Annotated in this window: 14 protein-coding genes, 1 tRNA gene and 1 other RNA gene; 14 read left to right on the top strand and 2 right to left on the bottom strand. The window is 44.8% G+C overall.

Going from position 1 to position 17,802, the window contains the following annotated elements:
* Positions 1-72 precede the first annotated feature (72 nt).
* Positions 73-732 (top strand): HEAT repeat domain-containing protein, encoded by a 660-nt coding sequence (locus AC3A14_RS07105; protein WP_271940503.1) that lies wholly within the window; start codon positions 73-75, stop codon positions 730-732.
* A 66-nt stretch (positions 733-798) separates the two neighbouring features.
* Positions 799-1,971, top strand: coding sequence for an RNA-guided endonuclease InsQ/TnpB family protein (locus tag AC3A14_RS07100; RefSeq protein ID WP_318732876.1), 1,173 nt, complete (start codon positions 799-801; stop codon positions 1,969-1,971).
* A 183-nt stretch (positions 1,972-2,154) separates the two neighbouring features.
* Here the strand turns inward: AC3A14_RS07100 and AC3A14_RS07095 are convergent, their stop codons facing one another.
* Entirely contained in the window at positions 2,155-4,125 is a 1,971-nt protein-coding gene (locus tag AC3A14_RS07095) for a mechanosensitive ion channel family protein (protein ID WP_318732877.1), read from the bottom strand.
* Between the two features lie 189 nt (positions 4,126-4,314).
* Between AC3A14_RS07095 and AC3A14_RS07090 the strand changes: the two genes are divergently transcribed.
* The 7 genes from AC3A14_RS07090 to AC3A14_RS07060 all read left to right on the top strand — a co-directional run bounded on the left by AC3A14_RS07090 (position 4,315) and on the right by AC3A14_RS07060 (position 12,097).
* Positions 4,315-5,046 carry a 15,16-dihydrobiliverdin:ferredoxin oxidoreductase gene (locus AC3A14_RS07090; protein ID WP_318701607.1) on the top strand — a complete coding sequence of 244 codons (732 nt, stop codon included), beginning with the start codon at positions 4,315-4,317 and terminating at the stop codon, positions 5,044-5,046.
* Positions 5,047-5,093: 47 nt separating this feature from the next.
* Positions 5,094-5,840: a phycoerythrobilin:ferredoxin oxidoreductase gene (locus AC3A14_RS07085; RefSeq protein WP_318719105.1), complete on the top strand. Its 747-nt coding sequence runs from the start codon at positions 5,094-5,096 to the stop codon at positions 5,838-5,840.
* A 475-nt stretch (positions 5,841-6,315) separates the two neighbouring features.
* Complete coding sequence (cpcB, locus tag AC3A14_RS07080; protein ID WP_271940498.1) at positions 6,316-6,834, top strand: C-phycocyanin subunit beta; 519 nt, start codon at positions 6,316-6,318, stop codon at positions 6,832-6,834.
* A 105-nt stretch (positions 6,835-6,939) separates the two neighbouring features.
* Positions 6,940-7,428 carry a C-phycocyanin subunit alpha gene (gene cpcA, locus AC3A14_RS07075; RefSeq protein WP_271940497.1) on the top strand — a complete coding sequence of 163 codons (489 nt, stop codon included), beginning with the start codon at positions 6,940-6,942 and terminating at the stop codon, positions 7,426-7,428.
* A gap of 115 nt (positions 7,429-7,543) precedes the next feature.
* Entirely contained in the window at positions 7,544-8,386 is an 843-nt protein-coding gene (gene cpcE / locus AC3A14_RS07070; protein ID WP_413039095.1) for a C-phycocyanin alpha-cysteine-84 phycocyanobilin lyase subunit CpcE, read from the top strand.
* Between the two features lie 51 nt (positions 8,387-8,437).
* On the top strand, positions 8,438-9,076 hold the full coding sequence (cpcF, locus tag AC3A14_RS07065) for a C-phycocyanin alpha-cysteine-84 phycocyanobilin lyase subunit CpcF (RefSeq protein ID WP_318701615.1): 639 nt from the start codon (positions 8,438-8,440) through the stop codon (positions 9,074-9,076).
* Positions 9,077-9,217: 141 nt separating this feature from the next.
* The gene (locus AC3A14_RS07060; RefSeq protein ID WP_318732879.1) at positions 9,218-12,097 is read left to right on the top strand and encodes a hybrid sensor histidine kinase/response regulator; all 2,880 of its coding nucleotides are present in this window, start codon (positions 9,218-9,220) and stop codon (positions 12,095-12,097) included.
* Between the two features lie 68 nt (positions 12,098-12,165).
* On the opposite strand, the gene AC3A14_RS07055 is transcribed toward AC3A14_RS07060, so the two are convergent.
* Positions 12,166-14,175: an NAD(P)/FAD-dependent oxidoreductase gene (locus tag AC3A14_RS07055; protein WP_318732880.1), complete on the bottom strand. Its 2,010-nt coding sequence runs from the start codon at positions 14,173-14,175 to the stop codon at positions 12,166-12,168.
* A gap of 135 nt (positions 14,176-14,310) precedes the next feature.
* Here AC3A14_RS07055 and AC3A14_RS07050 point away from each other — a divergent pair, with 135 nt between their 5' ends.
* The 5 genes from AC3A14_RS07050 to AC3A14_RS07030 all read left to right on the top strand — a co-directional run bounded on the left by AC3A14_RS07050 (position 14,311) and on the right by AC3A14_RS07030 (position 17,579).
* Positions 14,311-14,559 carry a hypothetical protein gene (locus tag AC3A14_RS07050; RefSeq protein ID WP_318732881.1) on the top strand — a complete coding sequence of 83 codons (249 nt, stop codon included), beginning with the start codon at positions 14,311-14,313 and terminating at the stop codon, positions 14,557-14,559.
* Between the two features lie 32 nt (positions 14,560-14,591).
* An RNA gene (rnpB, locus tag AC3A14_RS07045) (RNase P RNA component class A) lies at positions 14,592-14,970 on the top strand.
* Between the two features lie 73 nt (positions 14,971-15,043).
* Positions 15,044-16,873: a protein kinase domain-containing protein gene (locus tag AC3A14_RS07040; RefSeq protein ID WP_318732882.1), complete on the top strand. Its 1,830-nt coding sequence runs from the start codon at positions 15,044-15,046 to the stop codon at positions 16,871-16,873.
* Positions 16,874-17,014: 141 nt separating this feature from the next.
* Positions 17,015-17,407 carry a PPC domain-containing protein gene (locus AC3A14_RS07035; RefSeq protein ID WP_413039096.1) on the top strand — a complete coding sequence of 131 codons (393 nt, stop codon included), beginning with the start codon at positions 17,015-17,017 and terminating at the stop codon, positions 17,405-17,407.
* Positions 17,408-17,506: 99 nt separating this feature from the next.
* Positions 17,507-17,579: transfer RNA gene (locus AC3A14_RS07030), tRNA-Phe, on the top strand.
* Positions 17,580-17,802 lie beyond the last annotated feature (223 nt).

Below are 17,802 nucleotides of genomic sequence, written 5' to 3'. Positions count from 1 at the left end.
TATCATCTTCCCAAATATTGGAGTCTGTGGTTAAAATTTTAAGAAACGTAACACAAGACCTCGCCAACCCCCATGGAACTGCATCAAATCCAAACTGCCCTCAACAGCTCCAATTCGCAAGACCGACTCAAAGCCGTCACCGCCCTCAAAGACTATAGCAGTGAAGATGCAGTCCCCTTGCTGATGAGTAAAATCAACGACCCCGATTTTCTCGTCCGTTCCTTTGTTGCCATGGGACTAGGGCGCAAACAATCCCCTGACTCTTTTCCTGCCCTGCTGGAACTGCTCAAACGAGACCCAGACCCCAATGTGCGATCGGAAGCTGCCAACTCTCTCTCCTACGCCGGTCAAGTCGCCATCTCCCATTTGGTGATCGCCTTTCATCAAGATAACCATTGGTTGCTGCGTCGCAGCATCATTGCTGCTCTTGCTGACCTCGGTCATCCAGAAGCCTTATTAGAAGTTTGTCTGTGTGGCTTAGACGGCGAAGATATTACGGTTATTGAAGCTTCCATCGAAGGACTCGCTTGCTTAGTCAATACCCACAAACAACAAGCAGCCCTAGAAACCCTATTACCGGCGATCGCCTCACCCGAATGGCGCATCCGTCGCAAAGTCGCTTGGGCGCTACAACAGTTTGCTGACTCAGAAGCAGCTCAGGAAGCCCTACAAGCCCTCTCCCAAGATGAGGATCATCGCGTGGTGGCTGCTGTTTTGGAAAATCGGTTATAGCATGTTTTAACTTGCCGGTCTTACATTGAAGGGGCTATAATGTAAATAATAGTCAAATAGTCTTTTATGGAAAGAGCATTCAACTATAGGTTTTATCCAACATCAGAGCAAGAGTCGCTATTGCGGCGAACTTTGGGTTGCGTAAGGCTGGTCTATAATAAAGCTCTCCACGAAAGGACTCAGGCTTGGTATGAACGGCAAGAAAGAGTAGGATATAAAGAAACCTCTTTACTGTTGACCGCCTGGAAAAAACGAGAAGAGTTAGATTTCTTAAATGACGTGAGTAGTGTCCCCTTGCAACAAGGGTTGAGGCATCTACAAAGCGCATTTACCAACTTTTTTGCCGGATGTGCTAAGTATCCCAACTTCAAGAAAAAACACCTTGGGGGTAGCGCTGAATTTACCAAATCGGCCTTTAAGTTCAAAGAAGGTCAAGTTTATTTAGCTAAATGTAAAGAACCCTTAGCCATTCGCTGGTCTCGTCAAATTCCATCGGGCTGTGTGCCCAGTTCGGTGACAGTAAAACTCCATCGGTCAGGACGTTGGCATATTTCCATTAGATTTGATGACCCCACCATTAAACCATTGCCTGTCAACGATAAAGCAATAGGTATTGATTTAGGAATTAGTAGCTTGTTAATTACCAGTGATGGGAATAAGGTGACTAATCCTAAACCTCTAAAGAAACACTACCGTAAGTTAAGGAGACTTCAAAAAAGCTTATCGAGAAAACAGAAAGGTTCTAACAATAGATATAAGGCCAGAATAAAACTGGCTAGAGTTCACCAGAAAATAACCGATACCCGAGGCGACCATTTACATAAGCTGACCACTCAACTGGTGCGTGAAAACCAAACGGTAGTAGTTGAGGACTTAGCCGTTAAGAATATGGTCAAAAACCGGAAGCTGGCACAAGCGATATCTGATGCAAGTTGGGGAGAGATCACCCGACAATTGGAGTACAAATGCCAATGGTATGGCAGGAACTATATCGAGATAGACCGGTGGTTTCCGAGTTCAAAACGGTGTAGTAATTGTGGACATGTGGTGGAAAAAATGCCGTTGAAGGTTCGGCAATGGGAATGCCCTAAGTGTGGAATACACCATGACCGAGATATCAATGCCAGTCGCAATATCTTGGCCGCAGGACTTGCGGTGTCAGTCTGTGGAGCGAGTGTAAGACCAGAGCAGAGTAAATCTGTGAAGGCAACTGCAAAGAAACAGAAACCTAAATCGTGAGGTTTAGGAATCCCCTCGGCTTTAGCCAGGGGAGGATGTCAACCGAGGATGCTGAAAGAGTAGGAGAGTAATGTATCAGTAGGGTCTCCTGGTCAGCAGGGCGATCGCTTTCTTGAGCAGACTAAAGCCTCTCCTGCTTGAGCGAGCGATCGTTTGAATCAGTTCTCATTTCAGACCGATCGATTATTCCTTTGGTTGTATCCCTAAAGAAAATAAAGACGAATGATTCTGAACTCGAAAGACTTGTTGAGGCACTCCAATGCCAATTCCTTCTTGTTCAAAAACTAATTTCAGTCGCCGACGAAACTCACGAGCCACATCCCATTGTTTAATCGGTTGAGTTCGGATTAGGGCACGGATCAAAACCCCTTGGTGAGACAATTCATCCACCCCCAGCATTTGTAAATCCTCCGTCATGAGAGTATCCCACCCCGGTTCTTGTCTCATCGCTGCGGCAGTTTGTTCAATTAATTCCATCGCCCGATTTAAATCCGCATCATAGGCAATCACAACACTAAAATTGACCCGCGACCAATCCTTCGTCATATTGCGGACTATACCCACCGAGCCATTGGGAATCGTAATCGCTTCTCCATCCAAATTCCGCAACTGAGTTAGATACAAATTCAACTTTTCCACCAGTCCACCCACCCCGTTAATATCCACCACATCTCCAACCGCATAACGGTCATTCCAGAGAATCAGCGCACCATTGAGCAAATCTTGAAGTGTGTTTTGAGAAAACCAACTCAGCGCTACCGCAATCACCCCAAAACTAGCCAGTATGGCCGGAGAAAAACCTAATATCCGCAAAGTCATAAGCAAACCAATAGTCACAAAGATAAAGGTTGTTAGTTGGGTAAGAGCTGTTGCATAAGTATTAGATCTTAAGGCATACCGAGAAGAAGAACTTGATTCCTGGCGTGCCGAATATCTAGCCCATCGACTTAGAGACCATTCAATCAAAAAATCCCCCAGTTTATTGATGATAATGATCGTAACCCATACCAGAGGTAAACTCAGACTCAATTGCACAAAGAAATGTTGATAGTTACGAGTTTGGGGATAGGTATTGACTAACGCTGCTGCTCCCCAAGCCCAAATCAGAAATTGTGCGGCTAAGAGCAATTGCAAAATTAAGTTAAGGAAGTTACGCTGTTGTTTGATTAATGTGCGGCGCTGAAGCAATAATTGAGGTAAAGCGTGCAACATGGATTCTAATTGGGTCGTGGTGGTATTGATTTGCTGCCAAAAGATAGGCAGTTTCATATCCTCTTTTAAGATCCATTCTAATTGTTCAGAGAAAGGTGATTTTTGAGCGTTTCCATCGATCTCAGTAGCCCCAGATTTTATCGGTTCTGATGAGACCGATTTTGGATTCAATTGGATACTACGATCGAGTTCTTCAAGAGTGCGCCGTAGTTTACGATCCCAAGCTTTCACTAATCGATAGATGGCATAAACAGAGATGCTAATAAAGATAATCCATAGCAGTCGCTGGACTATCTTTCTGAGGGGTTCAAAGGGAGACTGTAATAATTTTTGACGTTCGTATATCGATTTTTTGAGTTGTTGCTCAATAATGCTTTTCCATTCTTCTGCTAAGCCAGAGATTTGTTGCTCTGAGTAGCGAGCATCGAGTTCAGTTATGGTTACGATTTTGCGAGAGACCAAACCCTCTTGATCGGGCAAAAAAACCACGGTTTGACCAAACAAAAAACCGACCTCTATTTTAATGGGAGACGAAGCATAAGTCCCATTCTCTTTTACCTGTTGTTGGTCATAGTCTTGTTTAGAGTGAATAATTTTATAGAGGGTATTTTGAATGTTTTTAGATCGTTCTTCTGCTGAAAGAATGTATTGATCTCCACTCTTGAGCTGATTTTCTGGCAAAGAAGTTACAGCAAACAAGAATTGGCCGTCTAAGTACACTGGACTACATAAAATGTTGCCACAATCATACATTTGATTGATATTCCAGCCCAGAGTAGAGGGTGATTGTTCGGGATCTGATGTAGGGAAGATGGAGATCTGACTGAAGGCTGGAGAACTAAAGAGTCCAGATACAATGATGGTAATAAGACAAACTCCTAGAATGCCCTTCCAGATTCTGAAAAAGGTTTGAATGAGAGAGAAGAGCCGGATAGGGCGCATGATCGAGACTCAATTGATGATCGACAGATAACTTTGATCATGGTACATAGATCGCTCTGGAGGGGCAAGGTATCTCCTGAGACCTTCAGAAGTGTTAAGGATTGTGTCTTTGTGGATCGTAGGGGAGACAGAGTTGGTTGAGTTGTTTTACGCTTAAGGTTTAACAGTTGTGTAATGAGTCCGGATCTTATGTATAAACCTTTTATGGATTTTTTAGAACAGGAGTTATTTGAGCGGTTTGATTTACAAAGTCAACCGATTCCCCCAGGTCTAGAACGTCAGGTGAGTACTCGTGGTAAGCATCCGGCAACGATTCAAAGTTGGTGTTATCAAAGCCCGGAACTGCGAAAAATTCGCTACACTTATATTGATGGGGGTGAAGCGTCTCAGGTTTTTAATAGTGTAATTTATCCCAGTTACGAGTATGATTTACCGCTGCTAGGAATTGATTTTCTCTCGTTTGGGAAATCTAAGAAAAATTTAGTGGTGATGGATTTTCAGCCCCTCTTTCGCGATCCAGACTACTTAAAAGAGTATATTGAACCGATGAAAGAAGTGCGCGATCGCTACAGTGATTTAGCGCAAAATTTAGAGATGAAGTTTTATGATGCTAATCAATATTTCTCCCAATATCTCTTGTTTGCTAAAACGGATACCGAAACGGTAAAAACTGAGGTGTTTGAAGCCTATAAAGATTACTTAAATCTCTATTGGGAGTTACTCGGCAAGGCTAAACCGTCAACCGATCCGACAGAAATCGAAAGAATTCGCAGCGCCCAACGGGATTACGATCAGTATAGCGCCGATCGCGACCCCGCATCAGGCTTATTTAGTAGCTACTTTGGCCATGAATGGTCAGAGCAGTTTTTGTATGAGTTTTTGTTCTCTGAAGCAAAGCCTTTAGCGGTGAGTGCCCAATAAACAGGTAGGAAGCCCAAACAGAAGAGTATGAAATCGAGGCAACTCCTATGGTGAGTACTTTATATCAACCGTTTTTAGATCGTGCGATCGCCTATCTGGAAGAACACCTAGACCTAGAACCCTATCCCATTCCCCAAGGCTTTGAATCCAAACAAGCTACGGTGGGTAAAGGACAGCGTCAATCCGAGGTACTGACTACCAGCAAAGCCTTTCAAACGGACAAACTGCGTCAAATTCGCGCCGCTCATGTCCAAGGAGGAGAAGCCCTACAGGTTCTCAATTTTGTCATTTTTCCCCATCTCAACTACGACTTACCGTTTTTTGGCGCGGATTTAGTCACCTTACCGGGAGGCCATTTGATTGCCTTGGACATGCAGCCCCTATTTCGGGATGATCCCTCCTATCAGGAAAAATACACTAAACCCATTTTGCCCCTCTTTAAAACTCATCAAGAGCATCTACCTTGGGGGGGAGACTTTCCGGAAGAAGCACAACCCTTTTTCTCCCCCGCTTTTTTATGGACTCGTCCTCAAAAAACAGAGGTGGTTGAAGAGCGAGTATTGGCGGCATTTGAGGACTACTTGGCTGCTTACGTCACCTTTGTGAAAGAGGCTCAACCCATCAATGGCGAAGAAGACTTGCTAAAAATCCAACAAGCTCAGTTGAGATACATTCGCTATCGAGCAGAAAAAGATCCTGCCAGGGGAATGTTTACCCGGTTTTATGGCCCGGAGTGGACGGAGGAGTATATCCATGGTTTTCTGTTTGATTTAGAACGAAATTTACCCCATTAACCCCCAATTTCAGAAGAATAAAGACCCAGCCAGGAGCATCAGATCGATTAGGCTTGTCTGTCGATACCCCAGGAGTTCGGCAAAACCGAATTGTACAGGCATTCCTCGAAGGATCGGGTGCCAGTTTTTGGTGTTTGATAGCAGAGATTAAAATCTTAATAATATGTAACAAATTAAGACCCAACAACATTGTATAAGAGTTAAGTGGAGGGCTAAAATAACAGGCCAACCAAAACCCAAGCATAGGTTTCCAGTGCTTTTTGACTTTCTCATCCAAAGCCCCAAGCTTCTCAGATTATTCAAAAAGGTCTGAGAGTGTGGACTTAAACCTGAACTCAGGTAAACTGAATCGAGAATCCCAAGTTATGGTTTTGGATCTGTTGTTCAAGTCTTTCCGGGTAGCTTGACCAGCTTGCACTTGTTGAACCGATTCTGTAACCAGAATCTAGACCTACTTAAATAGGAGATTTAGTCAATGTTCGATGCATTCACAAAGGTGGTTTCTCAGGCTGATGCTAGAGGCGAATACCTGACCGATGGCCAACTTGATGCCCTAAGCGCCATGGTTGCTGATGGTAACAAACGCATGGATGCCGTTAACCGGATTACCGGAAACGCTTCTACGATTGTTGCTAGTGCAGCTCGTTCCTTATTTGCTGAACAACCCCAGCTCATCGCTCCTGGTGGAAACGCTTACACCAGCCGTCGCATGGCTGCTTGCTTGCGCGATATGGAAATCATCCTGCGTTATGTAACCTACGCTGTCTTCACTGGAGATGCCAGCGTTCTCGAAGATCGTTGTCTCAATGGTCTGCGTGAAACCTACCAAGCTCTAGGAACTCCTGGTACTTCCGTAGCTGTAGGCGTAGGCAAAATGAAAGATGCTGCGATCGCTATTGTTAACGACCGCAATGGAATCACCCCTGGCGATTGCTCTGCCCTAGTATCCGAAATTGCTGGATACTTCGATAAAGCTGCTGGTTCAGTAGGCTAAATTTCACCATTGGGAATTTCATAGCTCCCATTCGGTCTTGATTCTGCTTCAAAATTTCTATTTTTGAAACTTTTGCAAAACAACTCGTAGGAAGATACATCAACCATGAAAACCCCTCTGACTGAAGCAGTTGCTGCTGCTGACTCCCAAGGTCGCTTTCTAAGCAACACCGAAATCCAAGCCGCCTTTGGTAGTTTCCAAAAAGCTGGTGATTTCATTGCTGCTGCTAAAGCCTTAACCCAAAAGAAAGATCAGCTCATCAACGGAGCCGCTCAAGCGGTGTATAACAAATTCCCTTATACCACCCAAATGCAAGGCCCCAACTATGCTGCCGATCAACGGGGTAAAGACAAGTGTGCCCGTGACATTGGTTACTACCTGCGGATGATTACTTACTGCTTAATCGCTAATGGTACTGGCCCCATGGATGAGTATCTGATTGCTGGTATCGATGAAATCAACCGGACTTTTGAATTGTCCCCCAGTTGGTACATCGAAGCTCTGAAATACATCAAAGCTAACCACGGTTTAACCGGAAATGGTGCTACTGCTGCTAACGGCTACATTGACTATGCCATCAATGCTTTAAGCTAGTCATCGCTGAAGCAATAGGGCCCGGAACTTTAGACAGGTGAATGTCGAAAGCTGACATCTGTTTAGAGTTCCGGGCACAGTTGTGTTTAAATGTCTTGTGTTTCTATCCCTGGCCATGATTAATGCCCCCTCATCAAGTTCTGAAGCACCTCAACTGACGGTAGACCAAGCCATTACGAATTTACTCCAGGGAGACCAAGGAGAACGATATTATGCGGCTTGGTGGCTGGGACGGTTTCGAGTCAAAGAACCGGAAGCCATTGATGCCCTGGTGGCGGCTTTAGAAGATGAAAGCGATCGCACTCCAGAAGGGGGCTATGCTCTACGACGCAATGCCGCCCGTGCCCTGGGTAAACTGGCGGAACCGAGGGTCGTTCCGGCATTGGTAGAATGCCTCCATTGCCCGGATTTCTATGTCCGGGAAACAGCAGCCCAAGCCCTAGGAGAACTTGGAGAAGATCTCGATCTGGGCCACTTTGACGCGGCTATTCCAGAACTTTTAAACCTGCTCGAAGGTGGACTAGAGGCAGCTCAACCCATTCCCGGTTGTCCCCATCTGGCTCAACCCTACAATGCCACAATCGAAACCCTGGGAATTTTAGGGGTGAAAGCAGCCATTCCCTACATTGAACCCTTTCTCAATCATCCCTTAGCAATCGAACAATACGGAGCTGCCCGTGCCCTCTATCAGTTAACGGGAGACCGGAAATATGGCGATCGCCTGGTGGCGGCTCTGCAAGGAGATAAACTCCAACTGCGCCGCGCGGTTCTGTCCGATTTAGGCGCGATCGGTTATTTACCTGCTGCTGAGGCGATCTCCCAAACCCTAGCCGAAAATAGCCTCAAACTCATTTCCCTCAAAGGACTCTTAGAGCATCATCTCCAAGCCAGCGATTCTCAAGAGTCTCCGAGCCAAACGGCGATCGACCTCATGATACTCATGGACTCTTTGCTCTAACAATTTTTAATTTCTAATTTCTCATTTTTAAATTTCTCATTTTTAATTGAAATGTCCCCTCTATCCAGCCTTCTAGAAGCCGTTGACAAAGCCGACTCTTCCGATACCCTGGTTGATGCCGTCGAACAGCTCGCTGCTGCCCAAATCACTGAAGCTGCCCCTACCCTCATTCAAGTCCTCAGTTTCAACAACCCTGGAGCCGCCGTTGCCGCTGTTGATGGCTTAATTGCCCTCGGAGATTTAGCTGTCAATGACCTGTTGGAACTTCTTGATGACTATAACTACGGGGGGCGAGCTTGGGCGATTCGTGCCCTGGCTGGAATTGGCCATCCTCAAGCCTTAGAAACTCTCCTCGACGCTGCTGTGAACGACTTCTCGATGAGTGTCCGTCGCGGAGCTGCCAGGGGACTCGGTACGATCCAATGGTACAAAATGCCTTCTGCTGAAGTAGCTGCTGCTCAACAACAGGTCATGAAAACCCTATTTCAAGTTACCGCAGATCCAGAATGGGTCGTGCGCTATGCCGCCGTTGTCGGGTTAGGCTCTCTGAGTGAAACAGTCGATCCAAACCTCCACGAACCGATCTTCAATCACTTCCAGCAGCTTACCCACCAGGAAGAAGAGCCAAGTATTCGCGCACGCATTCATTGGGCTATGGAGTCCAGGAAAAATCCTGTAGGGGCGGGTTAACCAACATTTAGGCAAAAAAGAATCCATCTTGTCAATCCACCTCTCCACCAAGCATTAATCAGGGTGTCAATTTATTACTTTTGGCATAACATCAAATCATGATTTGACTATTTTCTTCCTGTAAGCGTTTGGACTTTTGAGATGAATCCGCCTAAAACTAAATGGTATATGAGCTTAAACTTCCAGGTATTAAGCGGTTTAGGGATTTTCGCTTTTGGTCTGATTGGCAGTTTTATACTTACGATTAACACGGAAGGCAAAAGTTTATTTTTTACTGAATCCTCTCGTCTAATTCAACAAACCGGCGATCGCGCCATCTCCGATTTAGATTCTCGGTCTAGAGAAGTTGCTGCTCTGACTCGACTCTTAGCTCTGACCGCAGAGCAATTACCCAAATCTGTCACAACATTCAAAAATTTTATCCCTACCATCATTGACTTTCAAGAAGATTTAGGAATCGCTGGAGGAGGCATTTGGCCAGAACCTTATGCTTTTGATTCACAAACTCAAAACCGGAGTTTTTTTTGGGGTAGAGAATTAGATGATACGTTAATTTATTATGACAACTATAATCAATCCGGATACCATAATGAAGACTGGTATGTGGTCGCCCCCTATCTAGAACCAGGTGAATGCTTCTGGAGTCGATCCTATGTCGATCCGTTTTCTGAACAACCCATGGTTACTTGCACAGTGGCAACTCAGGATAATGGCAAGTTCTCTGGAGCCGTAACTATCGATGTTAGATTGGAAGATTTACAAAAATTTACCGAGTTATGGCAGAAAGAAACCAGTGGTTATGCGTTTATTGTAGATCGTGATAACACATTTATAAGCTTTCCGGATATCCAATTAGTTAAACAAGTTAAAGCAGGAAATAATTCTAGAAATAAAAGTAATATAGAATTCATTTCAGTTTCTGATTTTGCTACATCACAGACTCTATTTTTGCCGATTGCAGAAGCTCTAGAAAGTGTAAATCAGGAGATTTTAGGAAAAGCCCATAAGATGCCGAAGTATAGTCATGAGATAGTAGAACAACTTCAGCAAGCCAGTCCACAAATTGATTTTTATAAAGCTGAACTAATTACTACTGTACTTTTCGATCCTTTACATTCACAAACCGAATCAACTCGGCTGTTACGGAAATTCTATATTGAAGACGATTGGTTGCTGCAAGAAAAATCTATTGTTTATATCTTTCACATGCCCAAAACATACTGGAAGTTGATCGTAGTCAAACCTTTTTCTGAATCGGTTTCGGTTGCATCTTCTATTGCACAATTTCTAATTAACCGGGCAGTATTCATTGTCGCTCTAGGAGTATTTATTGCTATATTTATTGTTAAGTTTAGATTGCTTTCTCCTCTTGAAAGTCTAAGTAAAGCAGCCCAGAAAATTGAAGACAATGCGATCCAAATTTCTGAAGGTCAGTGGGGTCAAGAATTGCCCATTAAACGACAGGATGAACTGGGAGAACTAGCTCGTTCTTTTGACCATATGGCGAAACAATTACAAGCCTCATTTAGTGCAATCAAAAAAACTAATCTTGAACTAGAAGAACGAGTGGAAGAACGAACCGCTCAACTGGCACAAGCGAAAGAAGTAGCAGAATCAGCCAACCAAGCCAAAAGTGACTTTCTAGCTAATATGAGCCATGAACTGCGGACTCCTCTTAATGGAATTCTCGGTTATACCCAAATTCTACAACGGGCTAAGGATTTAAGTCAAAAACATAGAAAAGAACTTGAGATTATTCATCAATCCGGCTCTCATTTACTGACCCTGATCGATGATATTTTAGATTTGTCAAAAATTGAAGCTCGTAAAATGGAACTTGTTCCGAAACATTTTCACTTCCCTTCGTTTCTGAACAGCATTGTGGAAATTATTCGGATTAAAACAGAGCAAAAAAATCTGGTACTATCTTACCAACCTGACCCCCATTTGCCAGAAGGAATTCATGCCGATGAAAAACGTCTGCGTCAGGTTTTACTCAATCTTTTAGGTAATGCAGCTAAGTTTACAGAAATAGGGAGTGTTATATTTACTGTAACTTGCGAACATTTGAGCAACAAAATTCGCTTTGATATCCAAGATACTGGAGTCGGAATGACGGCCGAACAATTAACCAAAATTTTTCTCCCGTTTGAGCAAGTGGGTTCGAGTTTCAAGCGCTCTGAAGGGACGGGATTAGGATTAGCAATTAGTCGTAAAATTGTGGAAATGATGGGAGGGAAAATTGAAGTAACCTCGGTTTATGGTCAAGGAAGTCAGTTCTGGTTTGCGATGGAGCTACCGGTTTCTGAGGAGTGGACAAGTGGGGCAACGAGGGTTGAACGAGGTAAGATTGTTGGGTATGAGGGCGATCGCCGTAAATTGCTCATTGTTGACGATCGAGATGTCAATCGACAGGTGGCGATCGCCGTCTTAAGTCCTCTGGGGTTTGTCCTTGAAGAAGCTGGCGATGGTGAAGAGGGTTTAGAGCGTATGGTAACCTTTCAGCCCGATCTGGTGATTACTGATTTGGCAATGCCCGTGATGGATGGTTTTGAGTTTGTACGCGAGCTTCGGCGATCGCCCCAAGAATATGGAATATCATCACCAAGAATGGGTTTGCCAGTTATTGCCTCTAGTGCCAGTGTTTCAGAAGCAGATCGAGGGCAAAGTTTAGAAGCCGGATGTGATGATTTTTTACCGAAGCCCGTAGATTTTGAACAGTTACTGATTTGCTTGCAAAAGTACCTACATTTGACATGGGTTTATGAGCAGGATGGACAGAGTTCAGATAAACAAGCTTCTAGCCAACAGACTGAGTGGATTTGGCCTTCCTCAGAAGAATTGGGAGAATTGTATAAGGCAGCAACCATTGGAGACTTTACTACATTGGAGTCAGAAGTCAATCGTTTGCGCGAGCTAGATCGGGATTATGCTGTATTTTGCAATCATCTCCATCAACTGGTAGATGAGTTTGATGATAGGGAAATTGTCAAACTTCTCAGAGAAAGAGCCAGTTTTTGATCGGCAGAATAAAGCAGTTTATAGGGCTGAACAACTGATATTGCAACTGAGGGCATAGAACAGGCGGACTATCGATGTCTCAAGTCTTGAATGGCTTGTCCCCAATTACCGGAGAGACTGTAGTTTAAACTTAAAATCTTTAACCATAACCCTGGATAGCGATCGCCCATCCACCCCGCACACCATTGACTAAACTGGGGAAACCAGGGACGCAATAGGGCGTGAATAAAGGCTTTGGTGGTAAAACTGGTGTACGTGGATAACCATCGCAACATATCTTTTGCTCCAGCTAATTCCCAGATCCACAGCAATAAGGCGGGATTTTTGACGGCTGCTTTTAAGGCTAATCGATTAAATAAGAGCCAAGTCGTGCGATCTTTGATAAAAGTATCGGCCACTTCTGGAGGTTCATCCGCCAATAACCCGAAAAATGTATTTAACATGGCGTTAATGAGCTGGGGTTGAATATGACGGTGGGTGGGAACCATCATCCCCTTAGAAAACAGCCAGGTGACGGCAGTATTATCTTGGTAAGCGCGAATGGCAGCTAGATCTTTGCTGGTGAGTCGATCGTACTTGAGCGCTACATCCAGAAGAGCGGTTAAGCGGGGCAGATTGCGCACTAAAGAGCCAAACCCAGTAAAGACGAGAGGAGACTGAAGGGAGGCTGCATCGCCGATCGCCAATACACGATTGCTGGCTACTTTGCGATCGCTATTTCCTAAACTAAAATGACCGGGAATATAGCCAAACGTCGGCTTTTTCCACACCAATTTCTCCAGATCGCAGCGCCGATATTCAGGCAAAATGGTGAAAAAGTCCTCATACATTTCCAGCAACGAACCGGGATTATCCGGATGCACTTGATGGTAATGAAATAGATAGAACGTTAACTCCTGACCTGCACCAGGGAATAACTCCCAAATCAACTGTCTTCCTCGAGAAACATCTCCATGGCTATTCAAAACATCCCCATAATCTGAATCCCAAACCCCTGGTTCAAACCCGCCATCAATCATCGCACCCACGGTAGGACAGACACTATCAAACGCCCGATTTCCATTCAACTGCCAGGCAATGGGAGAAGCCGTCCCCATGGCATCAATCAGCAGGCGACCTTGCACTTGGGATGTTTCCCCAGTTCCCAAATGCTTTAAAGTTAACCTGACTCCATTATCTGCTACTTCTGCATATTGAAATTCGGTTTCATCCCGAATTTCACCGCCAGCTTTCAGTAACTTCTCGCCACAACTGCCCAACAACTTATCCGAGGCCATGGCAATATTCAAGACCTTGGGCGTATGCAAAACTTTGGCTTTCAGATTCTCCGGATTATTACTATCAAAAAACTTATTAAACCCGTCTACATATTCCCGGGCAATTAAGTTTTCAAATTCTTCTTGAGTAAACAATCCTAACTCAATTAACTGGGCGAATTCATCCCTAGAAATATTCCATTCCCGATTCATCCGACCATAGGGCAAACGTTCGACCAATAACACCCGATAGCCTCGTGCTGCCATGAGTGCAGAATGAATGGCTCCTAATGCACCGCCAATATAAATTAAATCGTAGGTATTCTCCTTAGATAAAGGGGTTTCTAAGGGGCGAATGACAGGAGTTGGAATCTGGGGCTTGCGCACATTTTCCCGCCATCGTTTTTCCCACCAATACACCCGGTTGAGGTCATATTCTCCCCTGGGCATTTTCTGGAAATAATGTACCGTTTGTGGATAGTAGGGCGCTAAGGCTTCAAAAATAGACTGTTTGGATAAATCGATTTCTGGGGGTTCCGGGTATTCATGGGGAAATTGTCTCTGAAGCTGGTTTTTTAGGTGATTAATCACTCGTCCCTCTTGGGGAATGGGAGTGTTTGACCAACGGAAGAGTTTGAGGTAAGTGGTGCGCTGAACTGACCAAATGAATATTGACAGAGGGTCTCGTTGAGGGAAATGGAGTCTAAAACCATCTGGAGTGAGGAACTTTTCGCCGATGGGGGGGTCGTACTGCTGCTGTAACCAAGTCAGTACGCTAGAGGTATTGGGTTGGGGAATTTCTAAATAAAGGAGTTCTTGCATCGGTACTTCTACAAAAAATATCTTGACAAAATCAAAAAATATGTTATCATCGCGATTACGTGATTAAAATAATGTTACAAAATTTTACATTATTCTCACGATCTCTTCAACTGATTAAAACGGATTCAGATAACGATGAACTACCCGATTCCACAGCATTCTCAAGATATCATAGCCTTGCGCCACAAGCCTGTAGATGAGGAAGTCGTGGCAGCGGCGATCGCCGGAGTCATTAATATTTCCCGTTCCCAAGGTCAATCCTTAGACGATCTCAAGGAAGAAATTTTAGCAGATGATGGCTTTTTGGATGCCTCACAACGCAGTTGGTTAAGTCATGTATTGGCAGAGGCATGGCATTGTTCAGAATTGGGGACATTATATTAGAACCCCGTATTTAGATAAACTAATAACAGGGAAAAGTAAGGGAGGGCGTTGCAGATCGAGGGAACTCGGTTTGAGGAAAGTCCGGACTCCCGAAAGACCAAACTTGCTGGGTAACGCCCAGTGCGAGCGATCGTGAGGAGAGTGCCACAGAAACATACCGCCGATGGTGCATTAAGCATACAGGTAAGGGTGCAAGGGTGCGGTAAGAGCGCACCAGCAGTATCGAGAGGTGCTGGCTCGGTAAACCCCGGTTGGGAGCAAGGCAGATGGAACGAAGGTTGGTCTTTTACCTGTTCCAGGATTATGAACCGCTTGAGGCATTTGGCAACAAATGTCCCAGATAGATAACTCCCCCCAAGATCTCTTTAGGGATCTTGGAGAACAGAATCCGGCTTATGACTTACTTTTCCCCTTTTTTGGGGTAAGTTTTGAAGGGATAACTGATGCCACGGAAATCTAAAGGATTGTAATTTTTAATTGATTCATGAGCTACTGTCTCAACCCAGAGTGTTCGCAACCCCAAAATCCACTATCTACCCAATTTTGCCTCAATTGTGGGTCAGCACTGCGGTTGCTGAAAGGACGCTATCAGGTGATGCAGTTAATTTCGAATACCAGTGGATGCGCTCGCACGTACTTGGGTCTGGATCGAGAACGGGGGGAGGCAAAATGTGCGATTAAACACTTGGTTTCCCTGCCGAAAGTACAAGGGAATGCGGCTCTGTATGAAAAGGCGATCGCCCTGTTTGAACAGGAAGCCGAACGGCTGACGAATCTGGATGCCCATCCCCAAATCCCCAGTTTATGGGACTTTTTCCAAGAAGAGAACCAACGCTATTTAGTCCAAGAGTTTATCCCTGGACAGAATTTAGCCCAATGTTTGCAGCAAAATGGCCCGTTTACAGAGGCTCAAATTAGGAATCTACTCCAAGGACTCTTGCCGGTACTGCAATTTATCCATAATCGTCAGATTATACACCGGGATATTAAACCAGCAAACCTGATGCTCCGACAGGGGCTAGAATCAGCTCCGGAAGGCTTTGTCCTGATTGATTTTGGTATTTCTAAGCAATTGGCCCAAACGGCGATCGCGCAAACGGGAACGGTCGGGATTGGCACGCAAGGCTACGCCCCCTTGGAACAGATGCTCACAGGTAAAACCTATCCAGCCAGTGACTTATATAGTTTAGGGGTAACCGGTTTATGTCTGTTAACGGGAGTGGAACCCGATCGCCTCTATGATCCCAGTCAAGGACGCTGGTTATGGCGCGAAACCCAATTACAGGGGAATCCTATCAGTGAAAACCTGGGGGGGATGTTGGATAAACTGACTCAGGTGGCGATCGGCGATCGCTATCAATCAGCCCAAGAAGCGCTCAATGACCTCAATAGTAGCCCCTATAACCTGCCCACGATTACTCAACCTTCAGAAGACGATCCCGAATTCCTGGACGCACCGCCCCTAGTTGTGGCTAAACTGGGGCCAGCTAACTATCGCACTCTGAATGAAGCGATTAAAAACGCCCTTCCTTATACGATCGTTAAAGTCCGTGCCGGTTTTTATGCTGAAAGCTTACGAATTGATAAACCCTTACAAATTATGGGTGAAGGAAATAAGGAAGATATTATTATCGAGAGTCAATTGGCCCCTTGCGTGCGAATGGAAGGCGATCGCGCCCTGATTCGGGGTGTAACCTTTCACTACCGCAACTGGACACAAATTCACCGCGCCGATCGCCTCGGTCGCTTCATGGGTCAACGTCTCCATAGTCCCTACGCCATCTCTATCACCCATGGCAACCTCACCCTGGAAGAGTGTACTATTCACGGGAGTGGACTGGCTAATATTTACATCAAAGGAAAAAATACGAACGCCACTCTACGTCGATGTGAAGTGACTGGAGATTCCCAATATGGAGTTTGGATGACACAAGATAGCCGCTCTAGCCTAGAATTTTGTCAGATTTATGGCCAGACGATTGGTGTTAAAAGCGATCGCCATGCTGAAGCGAACTTAGAACATTGCCAGATTTCCCAAATGACTGGCGAGGGGATTCTAGTGTCTGAAGCCGGTCACGGTAGTGCGTCCTTCTGTGAGATTTTCCAAAATGGTGGGCGAGGTGTACACATCAAAAAACAAAGTAATCTGAGTTTGAAACAATGCCGGTTATATGGCAACCAAAAACAAGGGATTTATGTTACTTCTAATGGTGCAGGACCCATCGAACAATGCGACTTGAGAGGGAATGAAGGCGGCCCATGGTGGATTGCTCCCCGGTGTGCAGTAGCTCGTCGCGGTAATATTGAAACCTAATCAGAACGTGAGATAATATTGGCGATTACTTGAAAGCGTAGTTTAAGATATTCACAGAAAATCCATCAGTTGACTTGATGTTTCATGCTTAACTCTTTAGCTACCCCAAGTAGCGGTATTCGTTTCGTATTCAGCCTGTTGATGGCGATCGGTCTTCAGACAGCAGCTCAGGCCCAATCAGAAATTTATAATCCCAAGCCATTACCTACGAGCAATGAAATTACTGATACCCTCTCGCAAAAGGATATTCCCACTGGCCAAGGGGGGTTTGCACGCGATTACATAGTCAATTTGAATGAAGGGGATAATGTAGTAGTTGACCTGCATTCCGATCAGTTTGATACCATTGTTACCCTACTGGGTGATGATGGCACCACCGTTGCTGAAAATGATGATGGTCCTGATGGCAGTACCAATTCCCTGCTCTTTGCCCGGATTACCAAGTCAGGGACGTATATTGTACGGGTACGTGCCTTTGGTGAAACTGCTGGAGGTCAGTTCAACTTGAAGTTAACTCGCTTACGTCCGATTTAGGATAGAAGGGAAAGGCGATCGCCTTTCCCTCAGATTTTTTTCCTCAGGTATTGACAACTAAAAGAATTTAGTGTTTGCTTAGTAAAGCATTGAAAATAAGCCGGGATAGCTCAGTCGGTAGAGCAGAGGACTGAAAATCCTCGTGTCGGCGGTTCAAGTCCGCCTCCTGGCATTCAAAAAACATGTGAGTATAGCAGACTTCCGCCGCCGACACGAGGATTTTCAGTCCTCAACCCTACCTAAAATCTACCTAAACTCACCATAACACCTCCAAAAATAAGGTGCAAGAAATAGGTCAAGCAGAATAGAGAAAACTTATAGATAAAAGCATTGCCATAGAATTTCATCAATAAATCAATCACATGACCATCACATAAGAGTTTTCTATAGATTTC

It is taken from the genome of Roseofilum sp., from assembly GCF_982964205.1.
Note: the sequence above shows the minus strand (reverse complement) of the source record. Positions and strands in the feature narration are given on the sequence as shown.

Excerpts from the sequence above, each read along its gene's own strand:
- cpcA (WP_271940497.1), top strand. The coding sequence starts at position 6,940 with ATGAAAACCCCTCTGACTGAAGCAGTTGCTGCTGCTGACTCCCAAGGT.
- AC3A14_RS07085 (WP_318719105.1), top strand. The coding sequence starts at position 5,094 with ATGGTGAGTACTTTATATCAACCGTTTTTAGATCGTGCGATCGCCTAT.
- AC3A14_RS07035 (WP_413039096.1), top strand. The coding sequence starts at position 17,015 with ATGGCGATCGGTCTTCAGACAGCAGCTCAGGCCCAATCAGAAATTTAT.
- AC3A14_RS07055 (WP_318732880.1), bottom strand. The coding sequence starts at position 14,175 with ATGCAAGAACTCCTTTATTTAGAAATTCCCCAACCCAATACCTCTAGC.
- AC3A14_RS07105 (WP_271940503.1), top strand. The coding sequence starts at position 73 with ATGGAACTGCATCAAATCCAAACTGCCCTCAACAGCTCCAATTCGCAA.
- AC3A14_RS07050 (WP_318732881.1), top strand. The coding sequence starts at position 14,311 with ATGAACTACCCGATTCCACAGCATTCTCAAGATATCATAGCCTTGCGC.
- cpcE (WP_413039095.1), top strand. The coding sequence starts at position 7,544 with ATGATTAATGCCCCCTCATCAAGTTCTGAAGCACCTCAACTGACGGTA.
- AC3A14_RS07040 (WP_318732882.1), top strand. The coding sequence starts at position 15,044 with ATGAGCTACTGTCTCAACCCAGAGTGTTCGCAACCCCAAAATCCACTA.
- AC3A14_RS07100 (WP_318732876.1), top strand. The coding sequence starts at position 799 with ATGGAAAGAGCATTCAACTATAGGTTTTATCCAACATCAGAGCAAGAG.
- AC3A14_RS07095 (WP_318732877.1), bottom strand. The coding sequence starts at position 4,125 with ATGCGCCCTATCCGGCTCTTCTCTCTCATTCAAACCTTTTTCAGAATC.
- AC3A14_RS07090 (WP_318701607.1), top strand. The coding sequence starts at position 4,315 with ATGTATAAACCTTTTATGGATTTTTTAGAACAGGAGTTATTTGAGCGG.
- cpcB (WP_271940498.1), top strand. The coding sequence starts at position 6,316 with ATGTTCGATGCATTCACAAAGGTGGTTTCTCAGGCTGATGCTAGAGGC.
- AC3A14_RS07060 (WP_318732879.1), top strand. The coding sequence starts at position 9,218 with ATGAATCCGCCTAAAACTAAATGGTATATGAGCTTAAACTTCCAGGTA.
- cpcF (WP_318701615.1), top strand. The coding sequence starts at position 8,438 with ATGTCCCCTCTATCCAGCCTTCTAGAAGCCGTTGACAAAGCCGACTCT.